This is a genomic window from Nocardia sp. NPDC004568, assembly GCF_040609955.1.
GTDB lineage: Bacteria > Actinomycetota > Actinomycetes > Mycobacteriales > Mycobacteriaceae > Nocardia.
Map to the genome: position 1 here is coordinate 1 of NZ_JBEXLL010000033.1, position 15956 is coordinate 15956.

General features: G+C 67.1%; 14 protein-coding genes and 1 pseudogene. 10 read left to right on the forward strand and 5 right to left on the reverse strand.

Annotation, left to right across the window (positions count from 1 at the left end):
• Nucleotides 1-32 precede the first annotated feature (32 nt).
• Nucleotides 33-782 (reverse strand): helix-turn-helix transcriptional regulator, encoded by a 750-nt coding sequence (locus tag ABZV91_RS16580; protein WP_355241833.1) that lies wholly within the window; start codon nucleotides 780-782, stop codon nucleotides 33-35.
• A gap of 139 nt (nucleotides 783-921) precedes the next feature.
• Here ABZV91_RS16580 and ABZV91_RS16585 point away from each other — a divergent pair.
• Nucleotides 922-2041 (forward strand): annotated as a pseudogene (locus ABZV91_RS16585) (MFS transporter).
• A gap of 51 nt (nucleotides 2042-2092) precedes the next feature.
• A complete protein-coding gene (locus ABZV91_RS16590; RefSeq protein WP_355241836.1) occupies nucleotides 2093-2791 on the forward strand; it encodes an alpha/beta hydrolase in 699 nt (232 codons plus the stop codon).
• Nucleotides 2792-2916: 125 nt separating this feature from the next.
• Here ABZV91_RS16590 and ABZV91_RS16595 read toward each other — a convergent pair whose 3' ends face one another.
• Together ABZV91_RS16595 and ABZV91_RS16600 are read right to left on the reverse strand one after the other, a co-directional pair.
• Nucleotides 2917-3873, reverse strand: coding sequence for an electron transfer flavoprotein subunit alpha/FixB family protein (locus ABZV91_RS16595; protein ID WP_355241838.1), 957 nt, complete (start codon nucleotides 3871-3873; stop codon nucleotides 2917-2919).
• A gap of 37 nt (nucleotides 3874-3910) precedes the next feature.
• Nucleotides 3911-4696, reverse strand: coding sequence for an electron transfer flavoprotein subunit beta/FixA family protein (locus ABZV91_RS16600; protein ID WP_039826006.1), 786 nt, complete (start codon nucleotides 4694-4696; stop codon nucleotides 3911-3913).
• Between the two features lie 195 nt (nucleotides 4697-4891).
• On the opposite strand from ABZV91_RS16600, the gene ABZV91_RS16605 reads away from it, so the two are divergent.
• Genes ABZV91_RS16605 through ABZV91_RS16615 form a run of 3 tightly spaced genes read left to right on the forward strand, consistent with a single transcriptional unit; the run spans nucleotide 4892 to nucleotide 8462 of the window.
• The gene (locus ABZV91_RS16605) at nucleotides 4892-5677 is read left to right on the forward strand and encodes a methyltransferase domain-containing protein (RefSeq protein WP_355241841.1); all 786 of its coding nucleotides are present in this window, start codon (nucleotides 4892-4894) and stop codon (nucleotides 5675-5677) included.
• Nucleotides 5674-7212: a glycoside hydrolase family 57 protein gene (locus tag ABZV91_RS16610; protein WP_355241844.1), complete on the forward strand. Its 1539-nt coding sequence runs from the start codon at nucleotides 5674-5676 to the stop codon at nucleotides 7210-7212. The genes ABZV91_RS16605 and ABZV91_RS16610 overlap by 4 nt, the downstream gene beginning before the upstream one ends.
• Nucleotides 7209-8462, forward strand: a complete 1254-nt coding sequence (locus ABZV91_RS16615; protein ID WP_355241847.1) for a glycosyltransferase family 4 protein — start codon at nucleotides 7209-7211, stop codon at nucleotides 8460-8462. The genes ABZV91_RS16610 and ABZV91_RS16615 overlap by 4 nt, the downstream gene beginning before the upstream one ends.
• 290 nt (nucleotides 8463-8752) lie before the next feature.
• Here the strand turns inward: ABZV91_RS16615 and ABZV91_RS16620 are convergent, their stop codons facing one another.
• Nucleotides 8753-10063 carry a PQQ-binding-like beta-propeller repeat protein gene (locus ABZV91_RS16620; protein WP_355241850.1) on the reverse strand — a complete coding sequence of 437 codons (1311 nt, stop codon included), beginning with the start codon at nucleotides 10061-10063 and terminating at the stop codon, nucleotides 8753-8755.
• Nucleotides 10064-10203: 140 nt separating this feature from the next.
• On the opposite strand from ABZV91_RS16620, the gene ABZV91_RS16625 reads away from it, so the two are divergent.
• Nucleotides 10204-10953, forward strand: coding sequence for an acyltransferase (locus ABZV91_RS16625; protein WP_355241853.1), 750 nt, complete (start codon nucleotides 10204-10206; stop codon nucleotides 10951-10953).
• 5 nt (nucleotides 10954-10958) lie between these two features.
• On the opposite strand, the gene ABZV91_RS16630 is transcribed toward ABZV91_RS16625, so the two are convergent.
• Nucleotides 10959-11507: a DUF1697 domain-containing protein gene (locus tag ABZV91_RS16630; protein WP_355241856.1), complete on the reverse strand. Its 549-nt coding sequence runs from the start codon at nucleotides 11505-11507 to the stop codon at nucleotides 10959-10961.
• Nucleotides 11508-11871: 364 nt separating this feature from the next.
• Here ABZV91_RS16630 and ABZV91_RS16635 point away from each other — a divergent pair, with 364 nt between their 5' ends.
• From ABZV91_RS16635 to ABZV91_RS16650, 4 genes are all read left to right on the forward strand, one after another.
• Nucleotides 11872-12000, forward strand: coding sequence for a hypothetical protein (locus tag ABZV91_RS16635; RefSeq protein ID WP_355241859.1), 129 nt, complete (start codon nucleotides 11872-11874; stop codon nucleotides 11998-12000).
• 384 nt (nucleotides 12001-12384) lie between these two features.
• Complete coding sequence (locus ABZV91_RS16640) at nucleotides 12385-13416, forward strand: polyprenyl synthetase family protein (protein WP_355242017.1); 1032 nt, start codon at nucleotides 12385-12387, stop codon at nucleotides 13414-13416.
• A 54-nt stretch (nucleotides 13417-13470) separates the two neighbouring features.
• Nucleotides 13471-14505, forward strand: coding sequence for a hypothetical protein (locus ABZV91_RS16645; protein WP_355241862.1), 1035 nt, complete (start codon nucleotides 13471-13473; stop codon nucleotides 14503-14505).
• A gap of 70 nt (nucleotides 14506-14575) precedes the next feature.
• The gene (locus ABZV91_RS16650) at nucleotides 14576-15910 is read left to right on the forward strand and encodes a cytochrome P450 (protein WP_355241865.1); all 1335 of its coding nucleotides are present in this window, start codon (nucleotides 14576-14578) and stop codon (nucleotides 15908-15910) included.
• The last annotated feature ends 46 nt before the right edge of the window (nucleotides 15911-15956 follow it).

Below are 15956 nucleotides of genomic sequence, written 5' to 3' on the forward strand. Positions count from 1 at the left end.
ATCCATGGCATCGCGCCCGGTGGGTGTCGCCGCTAGCGATTCCTGCCACGTCGCGAACTGCCCGGGGTGCGTCCGAATGCCTGCCGGTACACATCGATGAACGCGCTGGGCGAGGCCCAGCCGCAGCGACCGGCCACCATCGTCACCGAATCGCCCTCGGCCAGCATGCGCACCGCCCGGTGCAGCCGTAGGTGGGTTCGCCACTGCGGATAGGTCAGGGCGAACTCGGTCCGGAACAACCGGGTGAGAGTGCGCTCCCCCGCGCCCACCCGACGGCCCAGCTCCGCCAGGGTCCAGCTGGTTTCCAGATCCGCCTCGACGAGAGCGCAGGCGCGCCGGAGGCGTTCGTCGCGGGCGACCGGCAGCGGCAGACGCTGGCGCGGCATCCGGCCCAGCTGGTCGAGCAGGACCTGCCGCAACCGTCCCAGTTCGCCGTCCGGTAGGTCGCCCGGCGCGGAACAGGCGATGATCAGTTCCCGCACCAGCGCGGAGGTCGCGAGTACGATCGGCGCCTCCCGCTCCCCCGCCGGCGCGACCGGAAAAGCGATGCAGTGGAAACGGGTCGGTCCGAAGAAATGGTGCTCGTGGCGGTGCCCGGCAGGAATCCAGATCGCGCGGTCCGGTGGCGCGATCCAGGTCCCGGTATCGGTACGGACCTCCGCCGCGCCACCGCTGCAGTAGATCAGCTGATGGTCGGGATGGCGATGCGGATCGATATGCGACCCTCCCGGCAGGTCCCGCACCCGGGTGGGCGTGGGAATCGTTCGGCGGGTTATCGACATATCTTGGCATTTTATCGGAAGAAGTCATGGACGCTCGCTTCCTACGCTGGTCCCGACCGACGACCAGGAGGACCCGCCTGTGGACACCCCGACAACCGCCTCCGCGACCACGGCCGGTCCGGACAAGGTATGGAACCGTATGCGGCACTGGGTGATCGCGCACGCGGTCGACGATTTCTACCAGGGTCTGGTCCCCGCCAGCATCCCGTTCTTCGTCCTGGAACGCGGGTACAGCTACGTCGTCGCGTCCGGTCTCGCCCTGGCGGCCGCGCTGGGCAGTTCACTGCCCCAGCCGCTGCTGGGGGTGCTGGTCGATCGCCGGCCGCTGCGGTGGGCGGCGCCGGCCGGGCTGCTGGTGGCCGGGGCCGGAGCCGGGCTGGCGGGTCTCGCACCGGCATACCCGCTCGTCTGGCTGCTGATCCTGATCTCCGGAATCGGTATCGCCGCTTTCCATCCCGCCGCCGGCCGGGATGCCCGCCGCGCCGCCGGGGACAGCACGATCGCCATGAGTCTTTTCGCGGCCGGCGGTAGCGTCGGGTTCTTCCTGGCCCCCGCCCTGGCCACGCCGCTGCTGTCCACGCTGGGGGTCGGGGCCGCCGCGCTGTTCGTTCCCCCGGCGGTACTCACGGCCTTCATTCTGTGGCGGCACCAGACACGGCACGCCGCCCACCTCACGACGGCCGGCAGCACCGCGGGCCGGGACCGGTGGGGGCCCTTCCTCGTCCTGACCGCGGTCGCGGTCATCCGCTCCGTTCTCTTCCTCGGGATGAACACCTTCATCGCGCTGTACTGGATCGGGCAGCTGGGAAGCGGCGCCCTCCTGGGCGGAGTGGCACTCACCGCGTTCCTGGTCGGTGGCGTGGCGGGGACCATATCGGGTGGGCGCATCGCGGACCGCCTCGGCACGCGGGCGACCATCCGGCTCGGAAGTGTCGTCGCGGTCCCGGCATTGGTCGCGCTCCGGCTCTGCGCGGATCCCCGGGCTCGCCGTGGTCTTGGTCGCGCTGGCCGGTGTGGCCGTGAATATTCCGTTCGCGGTGCTGGTCAAACTGGGCCAGGACTACCTTCCGGCCCGGCCCGGCACCGCCGCCGGAGTCACGCTCGGTATCGCGGTGAGCGCGGGCGGGCTGTTCATGCCTGTGTTCGGACAGCTCGCCGACCGGCACGGCCCGCAGGCGGTGCTGACCGCCCTGTGCCTGGTCCCGGCGGCGGCCGCCGCGCTCGCGTTCCTGCTACCCCCGCCCGGAGGCGCCGGCTGACCGGTATCAGCGGTCGCACCAGCAGATCGGACAAGGATTTCGGAGGTCCACATGTTCACCTATCCCGGCCAGGACGGTCACCCTCTGCGCGCGGAAGCCCGCGGTGCCGGCGCCACGGTGGTGCTGATGCACAGCGGTGGTCCGGATCATCGCAGTCTGCTCCCCCTCGCCGACCGGCTCGCCGACACCTATCGCGTCGTCCTCCCCGATATCCGCGGGTACGGGCAGTCACCGTGTCCGGATCCGGCCGCCCACACCTGGTGCGGGGCGACGGCCCATCCCCAACGCTTCGACGCCGCGATCCTGATCAGCCTCGAGGACATCGAGGACGATGCGGCGAAGCAGGCCGAAACCGCTCTACTGGACGCCTTCGCCGAGACCGTCACCACCCACGGGGTCGAAGCGGCCTGGGCGCCGATTCTGCCCGGCCTGGCGCCGGTGATCGGGACACTGGTCCGGGAGGCGATCCCGCGCAGCGACCCGGCGAGTATCGCCGCCGCGGCCGCCATCGGCCGCGACCGCGCGTTCCGCACCCCGGCCGACCTGACCGCACTGACGGTCCCGACACTGGTGATCCCGGGCATCGACCACCGCCATCCCACCCGGTTCGCCGAGGAGGTCGCCGGATTGCTGCCGAACGGCCGCCTGGTACGCGATGCGTTCCCCGCCCGCGTCGATACCGCGGACGATCTGGCCGCGGCACTGGCACCCTCGATCCGGAAGTTCCTCGGCGACACCCTCGGCCGCTGAGCCGGGCCGATACGGCTCGGCCCGCACCGCATACCCGGGCCGGCACCCGCATACAGCTGTGCCCCCGGCCGGATGACCCGGCCGGGGGCACAGCTGCGACTGCTCGCGGATGATGCCGCGAGTGGTCAGCCCTTGTGCTTCTTGACCTCTTCGGTCAGCTGCGGGGCGACGTTGAACAGGTCGCCCACGATGCCGTAGTCGGCGATCTCGAAGATCGGGGCTTCCTCGTCCTTGTTGACCGCGATGATGGTCTTGGACGTCTGCATACCGGCCCGGTGCTGGATGGCGCCCGAGATACCCAGGGCGACGTACAGCTGCGGGGAGACCGTCTTACCGGTCTGACCGACCTGGAACTGGCCCGGGTAGTAGCCCGAGTCGACCGCGGCGCGGGAGGCGCCGACAGCCGCGCCGAGCGAATCGGCGAGGGCCTCGACCACGGAGAAGTTGTCGGCCGAACCGACACCGCGGCCACCGGAGACGACGATGCTCGCCTCGGTGAGTTCCGGACGGTCACCGGCCACGACGGGCTCGCGGCTGGTGACCTTGACGACGCCCTCTTCCTGCGCGGGGACCTCGACGGTCACCTTCTCGCCGGCGCCGGCGGAGGCATTGATCTCGACCGAACCGGGGCGCACCGAGATGACCGGGACGTCGCCGGTGGCCTTGGCGTCGACGGTGAACGCGCCACCGAAGATGCTGTGCACGGCGGTGCCGTCGGCCTTCACATCGATGACGTCGACCAGCAGGCCGGAGCCGATCCGGGCGGCGAGCCGGCCGGAGACCTCTTTGCCCTCCGCGGTGGCGGCGACCAGGACGGCGGCCGGGGAAGCGGATTCGACCAGGCCGGCCAGGACATCGACCTTCGGGGTGACCAGGTAGTTCTCCACGTCATCGGATTCGGCGACGTAGATCTTGGCGGCGCCCGCGGCGGCCAGGGCATCCGACAGCTTGTCCGCGGTGCCGGGCGCACCCAGCACCACCGCGGCCGGTTCGCCCAGGGTGGCGGCGGCGCTCAGCAGTTCGGTGCTGACCTTCTTGACCGCACCTTCGGCGTGCTCCACGAGCACAAGTACTTCTGCCATTTGTCTGTTCTCCTAGAAGTTGCTGCGGGTGCGGGTCTCAGATGATCTTCTGACCGACCAGGTACTGGGCGATCTTGGTGCCGCCGTCGCCCTCGTCGGTGATCTTCTCGCCCGCGGTACGCGGCGGCTTCGGGGTGGAGGCGGTGACGGTGCTGCCCGCGTTCTCGACGCCCACGGTCGACGGATCGATGCCCAGATCCTCCAGGGTGAAGGTCTGCACTTCCTTCTTCTTCGCGGCCATGATGCCCTTGAAGGAGGGGAAGCGCGGCTCGTTGATCTTCTCGGTGACGCTCACGATGGCCGGCAGCGTGGCCTCCAGCTTGAAGACACCGTCGTCGGTCTCCCGCTCACCGGTGATCTTCTCGCCGTCGACGGTGAGCTTGCGCAGGTGGGTGAGCTGCGGGATGCCCAGGTATTCGGCGATGATGGCCGGGACGGCGCCGGCGCGGCCGTCGGTGGCCTCGTTACCGGCGATGACGAGTTCGACACCCTCGACCTGGCCCAGCGCGCCCGCCAGCACCCACGCGGTCTGCACCGCGTCGGAACCGTGGATGGCCGGGTCGTTGATGTGGATGGCCTTGTCGGCGCCCATGGACAGGGCCTTGCGGATGGCTTCGGTGGCGCGATCGGGACCGGCGGCCAGCACGGTGACCTCGCCACCCTGGGCCTCCTTGATCAGGAGGGCTTCCTCGACGGCGCGCTCGTTGATCTCGTCGAGCACCGCGTCGGCGGCTTCACGGTCGAGGGTGAAGTCACCGTCGGTCAGCTTGCGCTCGGACCAGGTATCGGGCACCTGCTTGATGAGTACGACGATATTCGGCATCGGTCTTCGTCGACCTCCTGTTCTGGTTACCTGTATTGGCGGTCGCACGATCTCCAGCGGCCGTACGTCCATGTGAGTAGCTCAGGCCGAGACATTACCCTACGTTAAGTTACCCGTGGGTAACTTACGTGGCAAGCCGGTCTGGGGCCCTACCGGGCGTCTCCCGTACCGGGCCGTACCAGTAACCTCGTCGCAATGAGCGAGGCTGTGATTCCCGCCGCACCGGCCACCGACGACGCACCGGAGCCGCTGCCGTTGACCGGTGAGCGCACGGTGCCGGGTATCGCGGAGGAGAACTACTGGTTCCGCCGGCACGAGATCGTCTACGACCGGCTGCTGCCGCGCTGCGCGGACAAGATCGTCCTGGAGGCCGGTTCGGGTGAGGGCTACGGCGCGAATATGATCGCCGCCGTCGCGAAAACGGTCGTGGGCCTGGACTACGACCGGACCGCCGCGGCGCACGTACGCACCCGCTACCCGGCGGTCCATATGGTCCGCGGCAATCTCGCCGCACTTCCCCTCCCCGACGCCGCGGTGGACGCGGTGGTCAATTTCCAAGTGATCGAACATCTTTGGGATCAGGCCGAGTTTCTCCGCGAATGCCTGCGCGTCCTGCGCCCCGGCGGCGAACTGCTCATCAGCACGCCGAACCGGATCACCTTCTCGCCCGGCCGGGACACCCCGCTCAACCCCTTCCACACACGCGAGCTGAACGCGGCCGAACTCACCGAACTGCTGGAACAGGCCGGTTTCCGGGTGGAACTGATGACCGGCGTGCACCACGGGCCCACACTGCGGGCGCTCGACGCCAAACACGGCGGTTCGTTCATCGACGCCCAGATCGAACGCGCCCTGGCCGGCGAACCCTGGCCCGCCGAGCTCACCGCCGATGTCGCCGGTATCACCGTCGACGATTTCGCGCTGACCCCCGAAGCCATCGACACCAGTCTCGATCTCCTCGCGCTCGCGGTGAAACCTTGAGCGGCAAGCGAACTCAGGCGGTCCCCGGACAGTTCACGCTCGTCCTGCACTCCCATCTGCCCTGGCTCGCCCGGCACGGCCGCTGGCCGGTCGGCGAGGAATGGCTCTACCAGTCCTGGGCCGCGTCCTACCTGCCGGTCGTCGAGGTACTGCGCACGCTGGCCGCCGAGGGCCGCTCGCATCTGCTGACCCTCGGGATCACTCCGGCGCTGGCCGCCCAGCTCGACGATCCACACTGCCTGGCGGGTATGCACCACTGGCTGGGCAACTGGCAGTTACGGGCGGACGAGGCCGCGAAAGCCGGCAACCGCGCGCTGGGCGCGCACGAACACCGGCTGGCGGCCGCGGCACTGGCCGAATTCGAGCAGAACTGGCGGCACGGGGCCGCCCCGGTCTGGCGGCAACTGCTCGACGGCGATGTCATCGAGCTCCTGGGCGGCCCGCTGGCGCATCCGTTCCAGCCACTGCTCGACGAGCGGCTGCGCGAATTCCAGCTCCGCGAGGGCCTCACCGACGCCCGGCTGCGCTGGGGCCACGCCCCGTCCGGGATCTGGGCGCCGGAATGCGGGTTCACGCCCGGTATGGAGCGGGGTTACGCCGACGCGGGTGTGACGCACTTCATGGTCGACGGGCCCGCGCTGCGCGGCGATACGACCCTGGGCCGCCCGGTGCGCGAATCACCGGTCCTGGCGTTCGGCCGCGATCTCACGGTCAGCTACCGGGTCTGGTCGCCCAAATCGGGGTATCCGGGCCACGGGGCCTACCGGGACTTCCATCACTACGATCACGCGACCGGGCTCAAACCGGCCCGGGTCACCGGGAAAACCGTGGCCGGGCCGGACAAGGCCCCCTACGATCCCGGTCTCGCCGCCGCCCAGATCGGCCGCGATGTCGAGGACTTCGTGCAGACGGTACGCGAACGGCTGATCGGCGAATCCGAGCGGATCGGCCGGCCGGCGCTGGTGGTCGCCGCGTTCGACACCGAACTGTACGGCCACTGGTGGCACGAGGGCCCGCAGTGGCTGGCCCAGGTACTGCGGGCGCTCCCGGAAGCCGGGGTCACGGTCGGCACCCTGGCCGACGCGCGCGACCGCGGCTTCGTCGGGGACCCGGTTCCACTCACCGATTCCTCGTGGGGCTCCGGTAAGGACTGGCGGGTCTGGGCCGGTGATCAGGTGCGCGATCTGGTCGATCTGAACGCCGAGATCGTGCGGCTGGCGATGGATACGGCCGCCAAGATGCGCGCCGGCGCCCCGACCGGCCGGGACCCGGTGGCCGACCAGCTGCTGCGCGAAGCGATCCTGACCGTGTCCAGCGACTGGGCCTTCATGGTCAGCAAGGACTCCGCCGCCGGTTACGCCCGCGACCGAGCCCATCAGCACGCGCACGCGGTCCGCGAGATCGCCGGTGCGGTCGAAGCCGGTCAACTCGGCAGAGCACACGATCTGGCGGCAGGATGGGCGGTGGCCGACGGCGTGTTCCCGGCCCTGGACGCGCGTAGGCTACGCGTCACCCCTGCAGAAGGACCGCGATGAAAATCTTGATGGTGTCGTGGGAGTACCCACCGGTGGTCGTCGGCGGGCTGGGCAGACATGTCCATCACCTGGCGACATCACTGGCCGCGGCCGGTCACGAAGTAGTGGTACTCGCCCGGCGGCCCACCGGCACCAGCCCGGCCACCCACCCCACCCATTCGTTCATCGCCGAAGGGGTGCTGGTGGTGGCGGTCGCCGAGGATCCGCCGATCTTCGATTTCGGCGAGGATATGCTCGCCTGGACCCTGGCCATGGGTCATGCGATGGTGCGCGCCGGGATCGCACTGGACAAACCGGGAATCGGCGAGGGCTGGACACCGGATGTGGTGCACGCGCACGACTGGCTGGTCGCCCATCCCGCCATCGCACTGGCCGAGTACTACGACGTCCCGCTGGTGTCGACCATCCACGCCACCGAAGCCGGTCGGCACAGCGGCTGGGTCGCCGGCCGGGTCAACCGGCAGGTGCATTCGGTGGAGTGGTGGCTGGCCAACGAATCCGACGCGTTGATCACCTGCTCCACCTCGATGAAGGACGAGGTGGAGCGGCTCTACCGCCCCGACCGGATCCCGGTGCACGTGATCCGGAACGGAATCGATGTGGGGGCGTGGACCTTCCGTACCCGCTCGCCCCGCAGCGGCCCGCCCCGGCTGCTCTATGTGGGACGCCTCGAGTACGAGAAGGGTGTGCAGGACGCCATCGCCGCGCTGCCCCGGATCCGCCGGGCCCATCCCGGCACTGTGCTCACCGTGGCCGGGGTCGGGACCCAGTTCGAGTGGCTGCGCCAACTCGCCCGGACGCACCGGGTGGCGCGGGCGGTGCACTTCACAGGCCAGCTCGACCACGCGGAACTGCTCGGCTGGCTGCACGGCGCCGACGCGATCGTCCTGCCCAGCCGCTACGAACCGTTCGGGATCGTGGCGCTCGAGGCCGCCGCGGCCGGGACCCCGCTGGTCACCTCGACCGCCGGCGGGCTCGGTGAGGCCGTGATCGACGGGGTCACCGGGACGTCCTTCGAACCGGCCGATGTGCACGGCCTGGTGGACGCGGTGATCTCGGTACTCGACGATCCGGCGGCCGCCCAGGAGCGGGCGTTCGCGGCCCGGGAGCGGCTGACCGCCGATTTCGCCTGGGATGTGGTGGCGGCCGAAACAGCCGATATCTACTCGGACGCGAAGCGGCGGGTTCGCAACCCGCTGGGCCGCCCGGTGATCGTGGAACGCCCCCTCCCGGAACGGGATCCGAAGTAACCCCGGGTGTTCCCAGCGCCGCGGTGGCGCCGATCCGCTCCTCGAACGGCCGGCCCAGCGGGGTGCCGGCGCACGGGCCGGTCACACTCGTCCCCTGCGCACGAGCCGGCACCCACGCAGCGAGCGGGCGACTTCACCCACCGTCGGAAATGTCCGGTACGGCGGGGATCGACGGTCGCCCTACCGGTCGGCGAGCCGGAGACCATTATGCGGTGACGGCGGCGATATTGCCCACCGCCGCCCGGTACCGGCGCGACCGCGGTGGCTCCGGGCCCGATGCCACCGAGGTATCAGTCGTTCTCCGTGAAGGCGAAGATCTCGCCGATCCGGGTGGCGACCACGACCTCGCCCTCGGCGCCGACCGCGGTGCCGGTGGTGGTGCCCTGGGCGCCCGGCAGCACATCGGAGTCCAGGGTGGCGCCCGTACCGGTATCGAAGGTGACCAGGTTCAGCCCGCTGCCGATGGCGGCGGTGACGTAGCCGATCCCGCCCGCGGTCTGTACCGGCCGGCCCCGCAACGCCAGATCCTTACGCTCCCATACTCTTTCGAAACTGTCGCCGGTGTCTCGCAGGGCGAGCAGATAGCCTTCGTCACCGGCCGGGACGATCAGGCCGTCGTCGGAGACCGAGATCCCGCGGCGCGGCTCCCAGTCCAGCTGCGCCTCCCATTTCGGGGTGCCGTCGGCGGTGTTCACCGCGATCAGGCGTTTGCTGTTGTCGCCGACGTAGAGCGTCGCTCCGTCGGCGGACAGGGCCGGATCGGTGGCACTGCCGCCGGCCAGGATCTCCCGGCTCCACTCCTGCCGGACCTTCCCGTCGGCATAGCGCAGCGCCACCAGGGCAGCCTTGGGCTCCCCGGGCCTGCGGACCGTCGCGTAGATCCGCCCGGTATCGATATCCATCGCCGCCACCGTGGCGACCGCGCACTCGGGGCCGCCGGTGTGGCAATCCTCCAGACCGGCGCCGGCCGGCGGCCAGTCCAGATTCGGCGACTGCAGGAAATCGGGCTGCGGCAGCAACTGCTGGGTGGGGACCATCCGTTTACCCGTCTGCCGCTCGAGCACATCGACCTGCCCGGACTGGGTGATCACCAGCAGATGACCGTCACCGGTGAACTGCATCCCGATCGGTACGCCCGCCACCGGCGTCCGCCAGCGCGGCTGACCGAGGAAATTATCCGATTCCACGCCACTGTCGAGTCCGGCGTACACATTGTTCGCGCCGTCGAGCAGGGTGGGTGAATAGATGGCGTTGGGACCCAGCGGATTGCAGAAACGCTTACGCCCCGTAGGCATCTGGTAGGAGAAGATCTCGCAGTCGGCGTCGGTGCGGCTGGTGACGAAGATCTGCCCGTCCGAGCCCACCGTCGGCGGCTGCGCGACCGGCCCGCCCACCGGCCGCGACCACTGCAGGCTCAGCGCCCGCGAACCGGTCACCGGGGTGGTGCCGCTGTTGCGGCTCTCGTGCCCCGGCGCGGGCCAGCCCAGGCCGCGGCCGACGGTGATGTCGTCGACATCGGTGCCGCAGGCGGTGAGCACTCCCACGGCGGCCACCGCCGCCGCAACCCAGGACACGGTCCGTACGCCGCTGCCGATACGCACCTGCTGGTCTCCTCTGTCGTCCTGTCTCCCCGGGCCCACGTGTGTGGAAGATTAACGGAAGGGTATAGGCCGGGGCTCCCGACCACGAAAGTAGGCTGTTCGGCAGTACCGGGCAGCACAGACTACGAGGAGAAACGTTCGTGACGAGCATGTGGGGCGCACCGCTGCGCTCACGCTGGCAGGGCTCCCGGCGCGGCGACCGGCGGCAGGCCCGGTTCCTCACCCTCGGCTCGCTGCGCTGGGTGCTGGCCAACCGCGCCTACACACCTTGGTATCTGGTCCGCTATTACCGGCTGTTCAAGTTCCGGCTCGCCAACCCGCATGTGATCCTGCGCGGCATGGTGTTCCTCGGACGCAATGTGGAGATCCACGCGACTCCCGAACTCGGCCGGCTCGAGATCGGGCGCTGGGTCCATATCGGGGACGGGAACGCCATCCGCTGCCACGAGGGCTCCCTCCGGATCGGCGACAAGGTGGTGTTCGGCAAGGACAATGTCGTCAACACCTACCTGGATATCGAGATCGGCGAATCCACCCTGGTCGCCGACTGGTGCTACATCACCGACTTCGATCACCGCATGGACGACATCACCCTGCCGATCAAGGACCAGGGCATCGTGAAGAGCCCGGTCCGGATCGGACCCGACACCTGGATCGCGGCGAAGGTCACCGTGTTGCGCGAGACCCGGGTCGGCCGCGGCTGCGTGCTCGGCGCGCACGCCGTGGTCAAGGGCGATATCCCGGATTACAGCATCGCGGTCGGCGCACCGGCGCGGGTGGTGAAGAACCGGAAATCCACCTGGGAGGCCGGCGCGGCCCAGCGGGCGGCGCGGGAAGCGGCACTGGCCGATATCGAACGGAAGAAGAACGGCGTCGCCCAGGAGGCCTGAACCGCCTATTTCACCGCATCGATCTTCTTGACGATCCGCTGCACCGTCAGCCAGGTGCGGGTGGTGATGTCCTTACCGTAGGCGCGGTCGAGCCACGCCATGAAATTCGGTGTCCGCGGTGTGCTGTTGTCGACGACCGCGAGAAAGACCCGGGCGCCCGCGTCGTAACCGATGATCTTCGTGAGCGGATCGTCGTCGGCGGGCATCGCCGGGGCGGCCTCGCTCTGCGCCTTGAAGAAGGTGGCGGTGAGATAGGTGTCGCGGCCGTGGGTGAAACCGGCGAACGGGTCCCGGTCGAGCAGATCGCGCAATTCGGCCTCGGCGCGGAGGATGGTGCCGCCGGGGATCCCGAGTTCGGCGTTCAGTGCCTCCTGGATGCGATCCTCGAGCTCGGCGACCCCCGTCTCCTCGGTGGCGAAAACGATATTGCCGCTGGACAGCACCGAGGCCACCGATTCGAAGCCCAGCCCGGTGAACACGCCGCGCAATTTCTCGTTGCTCATATTCGGGTTACTGGGCATGATCCCCCGCAGCAGCGCGGCGTACATCGTCATGCAGCGACCGTACCCCGGCCCGCCGACACCCACGCCCGACCCGCGCTCGCCGGCCACGGACAGGTGCCCGCGCCCCGGTACCGCCCGATCGATCATGCGAATGGAGACGCGCGGTCAGGATGACATCGAGATTCTCGAAGCTGCCGGCCAGGTACCGGAGGGTTTGTCCCCGGGGGTGGCCGTAACCTGGAAACACTGCTGCAGAGCCTGAACCGGCTCAATATCAGGCGGCGGATCAAGAGGCCGAGGTCTCTACCACGACCTCGCGCTGGGCCGGCTCGGTGGCGCCATCGAGTACCCGGGGCGGCTGTTCGTAGCCGGCCACGCGAGTTCGGCCGCGCCACGGCCGCCGCCGGGCTGTCCTATGGACCCGATCACCGGTGCGCCGCGCCGCCCGGACGACGAGGGGACCCCGTTCACGCAGGTCGAAGCGATCGTCCGGGACGACGGCCTGGAACCCGAACACGAGCCGGCCTGGTGGTCCAGCCGGTGACGATGCCGTCCATGGTGGTGGCTGCGTCGAGCCGAAAGTGTTTGTGGGACAGCGCCCTTACCCGGAAGACCTGAGATAACATCTGAGTACTCGGAGGCACCCGAGCGACCAAGGTGCAGCGCGATGCGAGGAGGAGTGGGTGCGGAATCTCGGAATCACCGATTCGACTCACAACTGGAACCCGGCAAATGCCGTGCTGGATACCTTGCGCGTACTACCCGGCTCGGGCGGTACAGCGCCGGACTGGAGGATGTGTCAAATGTCCGTGCGCGCCATCAAAGTGCCCGTTCGCTTGTCGAACTCCGTTGCAGTTCGCAACATGACGGAAGAATCTGCCGGAGATGTCCGGGGCACCCTCGGCCATGGTCGGCGTTGGTGGGTCTGATGGTGTGGGTGGCGGATGAGTCGGTCGTGGGCTTGTTGGCGATGGCGCGTAGTCACATCGAGCCGCGGTACAAAGAGGCGGTCGACCGCCTGCCGGATCGGCTGCGGAATGTCGTTGGCTATCATGCGGGCTGGTGGGATGGCGACGGTGTGACTCGCGACGGTGCCGGGAAGATGGTTCGTCCGGCTCTGCTGTTGGCCTGCGCTGCTGCGGTGACCGACGGTAAGGGCGCACAGCCGACAGAACGTGTTTGCACTGCGGCGTTGGCAGTGGAGCTTGTCCATGACTTTACCTTGTTGCACGACGACGTCATGGACGGTGACCGAACGCGTCGCCACCAACCTACGGTGTGGGCACGGTTCGGAGTAAACCAGGCAATCCTCAGCGGCGACCTGTTGCTGTGCATGGCCTTCGAGTTGCTGTCCGACTTCGAGCCCGCTGCCTGCGCTGTCTTCGCCGAAGCTTTGCGGCAACTGTGCATGGGCCAGTGGGACGACCTCGCGTTCGAGCGTTCTGCGTCCGTCGATCTGGCGTCCTGCCTGCGGATGGCCGAATACAAAACCGGAGCCCTGATGGGTGCCGCTTGTGAGCTGGGCGCGCTCACCGCCGGCGCACCGGTCGATCGGGCCCGAGCGTTCGGGCAATTCGGCCGAGATGTCGGATTGGCCTACCAACTTGCGGACGATCTGTTGGGCATCTGGGGTGATCCTGCGTCGACCGGCAAATCCAGCAGTTCGGATCTGGCTCGGGGCAAGAAGACATTGCCTGTTGCCGCAGCACTGGCTTCCGATACCGCCGCGGGGAGACAGCTGGCAGAGCTCTACAACACCGAAGGGTTCCCGCGCAACGACCATGACCTGGAGCTTGCAGCGGCGCTCATCGAACGGGCAGGTGGGCGGCGCTGGGTGCAGATACAGCTGTCACGAATTCAGACTTCAGTAGAACAGTTGCTGCAGTCGGCCCGACCTCAGTCTCAGGCAGGGGCGGATTTGATGGCGCTGGCCCACGCCATCGCATGGCGAGACCGGTAACCGAAAGCCGCCCGCCCGGAGCGCGGCGGCTGCTGATAACGAAGGCTACGTGCAATGACATATCCGGCACTTGACATCGATGAATTTCTGAGCGTACTTCCCCTCAAGCGGTCCAGTCCGCATCACGATGCTGCGGCCGAACATACGGTACAGTGGGCGAAAGACTTTGGAATCGTGCAGTCTCAGGCTGCGGTGGAGCATCTCGAACTCACCGATACGGCAGCATGTGCGGTCTTGATGCATCCCGACACGATCAGTGAAGTGACAGCATGCGACCTTGCAGACATGTACACCATCTTCTACGTTGTTGATGACTACATTGATGAAGGTCCACTGCGTGCCGAACCGGAGCAGGCAGGGGAAATTCTCGCGGACGTTATGCGCGGGCTGGGTGGGACAGCTCCGCGGAGCCCGGCAGGCATAGCTCTCGCTGACGTCTTCGAGCGGGTTACTGAGGGATATCCTCTCGTACGGCGTCGTGCCCGGATGGGTTTCACCAACTATCTTCGAGAGATCAGCAATGAGGCGGCAGATCGGGCCGAGCGCCGTCGGAACGATTTGATGACGCACATCGATCGTCGGCGGGCAGCATCCGCGGTCGCGCCGTACATGGAATTGACGCAGCCTTGTCTCGGGTTCGAATTGCCCGATTGGCTGTACAGTGTCCCTGATTTTCGGCGAGTAATCGATGCCTCCATCGATATCAGTCACTGGTGCTCCGACCTCGTTTCCGCGCGGCGCGACGGGCCCGATGAGGCTATCAACATCGTGAATCGAATCCGCGACTTGACCGGCGGTGATCTGTCGAGTTCCTGGGACAACGCCAAACGGATGCTTCACGCACGAATTCGGTTTCTGGATAAACAGATTTCACAGCTACATCAGGTGCTCGAAATAGGTGGATGCGAGGATGGGCTGAGGGATCGAACGGTGTTGGTGGCCGAGAACATGCGCGACTGGGCCACCGGATCATTGCAATGGTACAAGTCCGCGAGCTCCCGTTATCAAACCACCCAAACGTGCCACGAGGATCAGTTGGACTACTTCCAAGTGCTTCCTTTTCGTGAGGATGCCGTCTTTCAATGGTAAAGGTGCGGTCTGACAGCGGGGCCATTGCCCCGATCTCATCTGGCAGTACTTGTCGTAGAAAGGATGAATAATGCTTCCCACTGCGCCGAGGCGCGTACCTTTACTCGGACATATTCCCGCGCTACTCAGTGATCCGATGGGTCTGTTGATGGATGCGCGGCTGAGTGGTGACGTGGTTCAGCTGTACATCGGCACACGACGTTACTACCTACTGAACTCACCGGAGTTTATCCATCAATTACTTGTCACAGAGGCGGGGAATGTTGCCAGGGGGCGGATTTTCGAGAAGGCGCGTGTATTCACCGGGCAAGGTCTGGCAACCTCGGACGGCACTACACACCGAAAGCAACGTCGCATTATGCAACCCGCGTTTCATGCCCGCCGCATGACGGGCTACGCCGAGATTATACAGGCGGAGGCGGCGTCAGTGGCCTCGTCCTGGACATCAGGGCAGAAACTTGCTCTCGACGAGGAACTAGGCAACCTCACGCTTGCCATCATCACCAGGTCGATATTTTCCGATGACTACTGCGAAGGCATCGTTACCGAAGTGCGTAGCCTGTTGCCGAATCTCGTCAAATACGGATTCGTACGGACGCTTGTGCCTGACTCGTGGGAGCGGTTTCCGGGATTTGGCGGCCGACAGCTCGTGGCAATGCGGTCACGTCTGGAAAATCTGGTGCGCGAGGCGATGTCGCACTATCGATCCACGGGTAGCAACCGAACTGATCTGCTCTCCATGTTGCTGGACGCACGATACGAGGATACCGGTCTCCCGATGAGTGACGACCAGCTGTGTGACGAGGTGATCTCATTATTGTTCACGGGCTCGGAGACCGTTGCGACAACCCTCAGTTGGTTGTTTCACGAACTGGGGCGCAACCCCGCAGTTGAATCCCGATTACATGCCGAACTGGATATGGCGCTTCAGGACGGCCCACTCACTTACACGGATCTGTCGAAACTTCGGTATCTGAACCTGGTTTTGAACGAGGCGCTCCGCCTTCATTCCCCGGCATGGTTCCTCATGCGACAACTGACCGCACCGATTGATTTCGGCGAGTTCCGGATTCCGGCTGGCGCGGAGGTTGTCTACAGCAGCACCGCCCTGCATCGTGACCCTGCTATCTATCCTGACCCGATGCGGTTCGATCCCGATCGCTGGACGGCCGAGAAAGCGCATCCGCAACGCCTGACTTTCATTCCGTTCGGCATGGGGCGGCATCAATGTCTCGGATATCAGTTCGCCCGCACCGAAGCGTCAATAGTCGTTGCCGCAGTCGCGTCACGTTGGCACCTACTTCCCGACCCCCGGCATACCGTTCGAGCCCGCGCCTTGACCACTTTACGGCCGAACGCACTTCGAGTCACCGCGAGACGGCGCTCACACTCCCCGGAGGACTGACCCCTGCGGGGTGGACAACTGCGCCGCCGTCATGGAACACCACGCG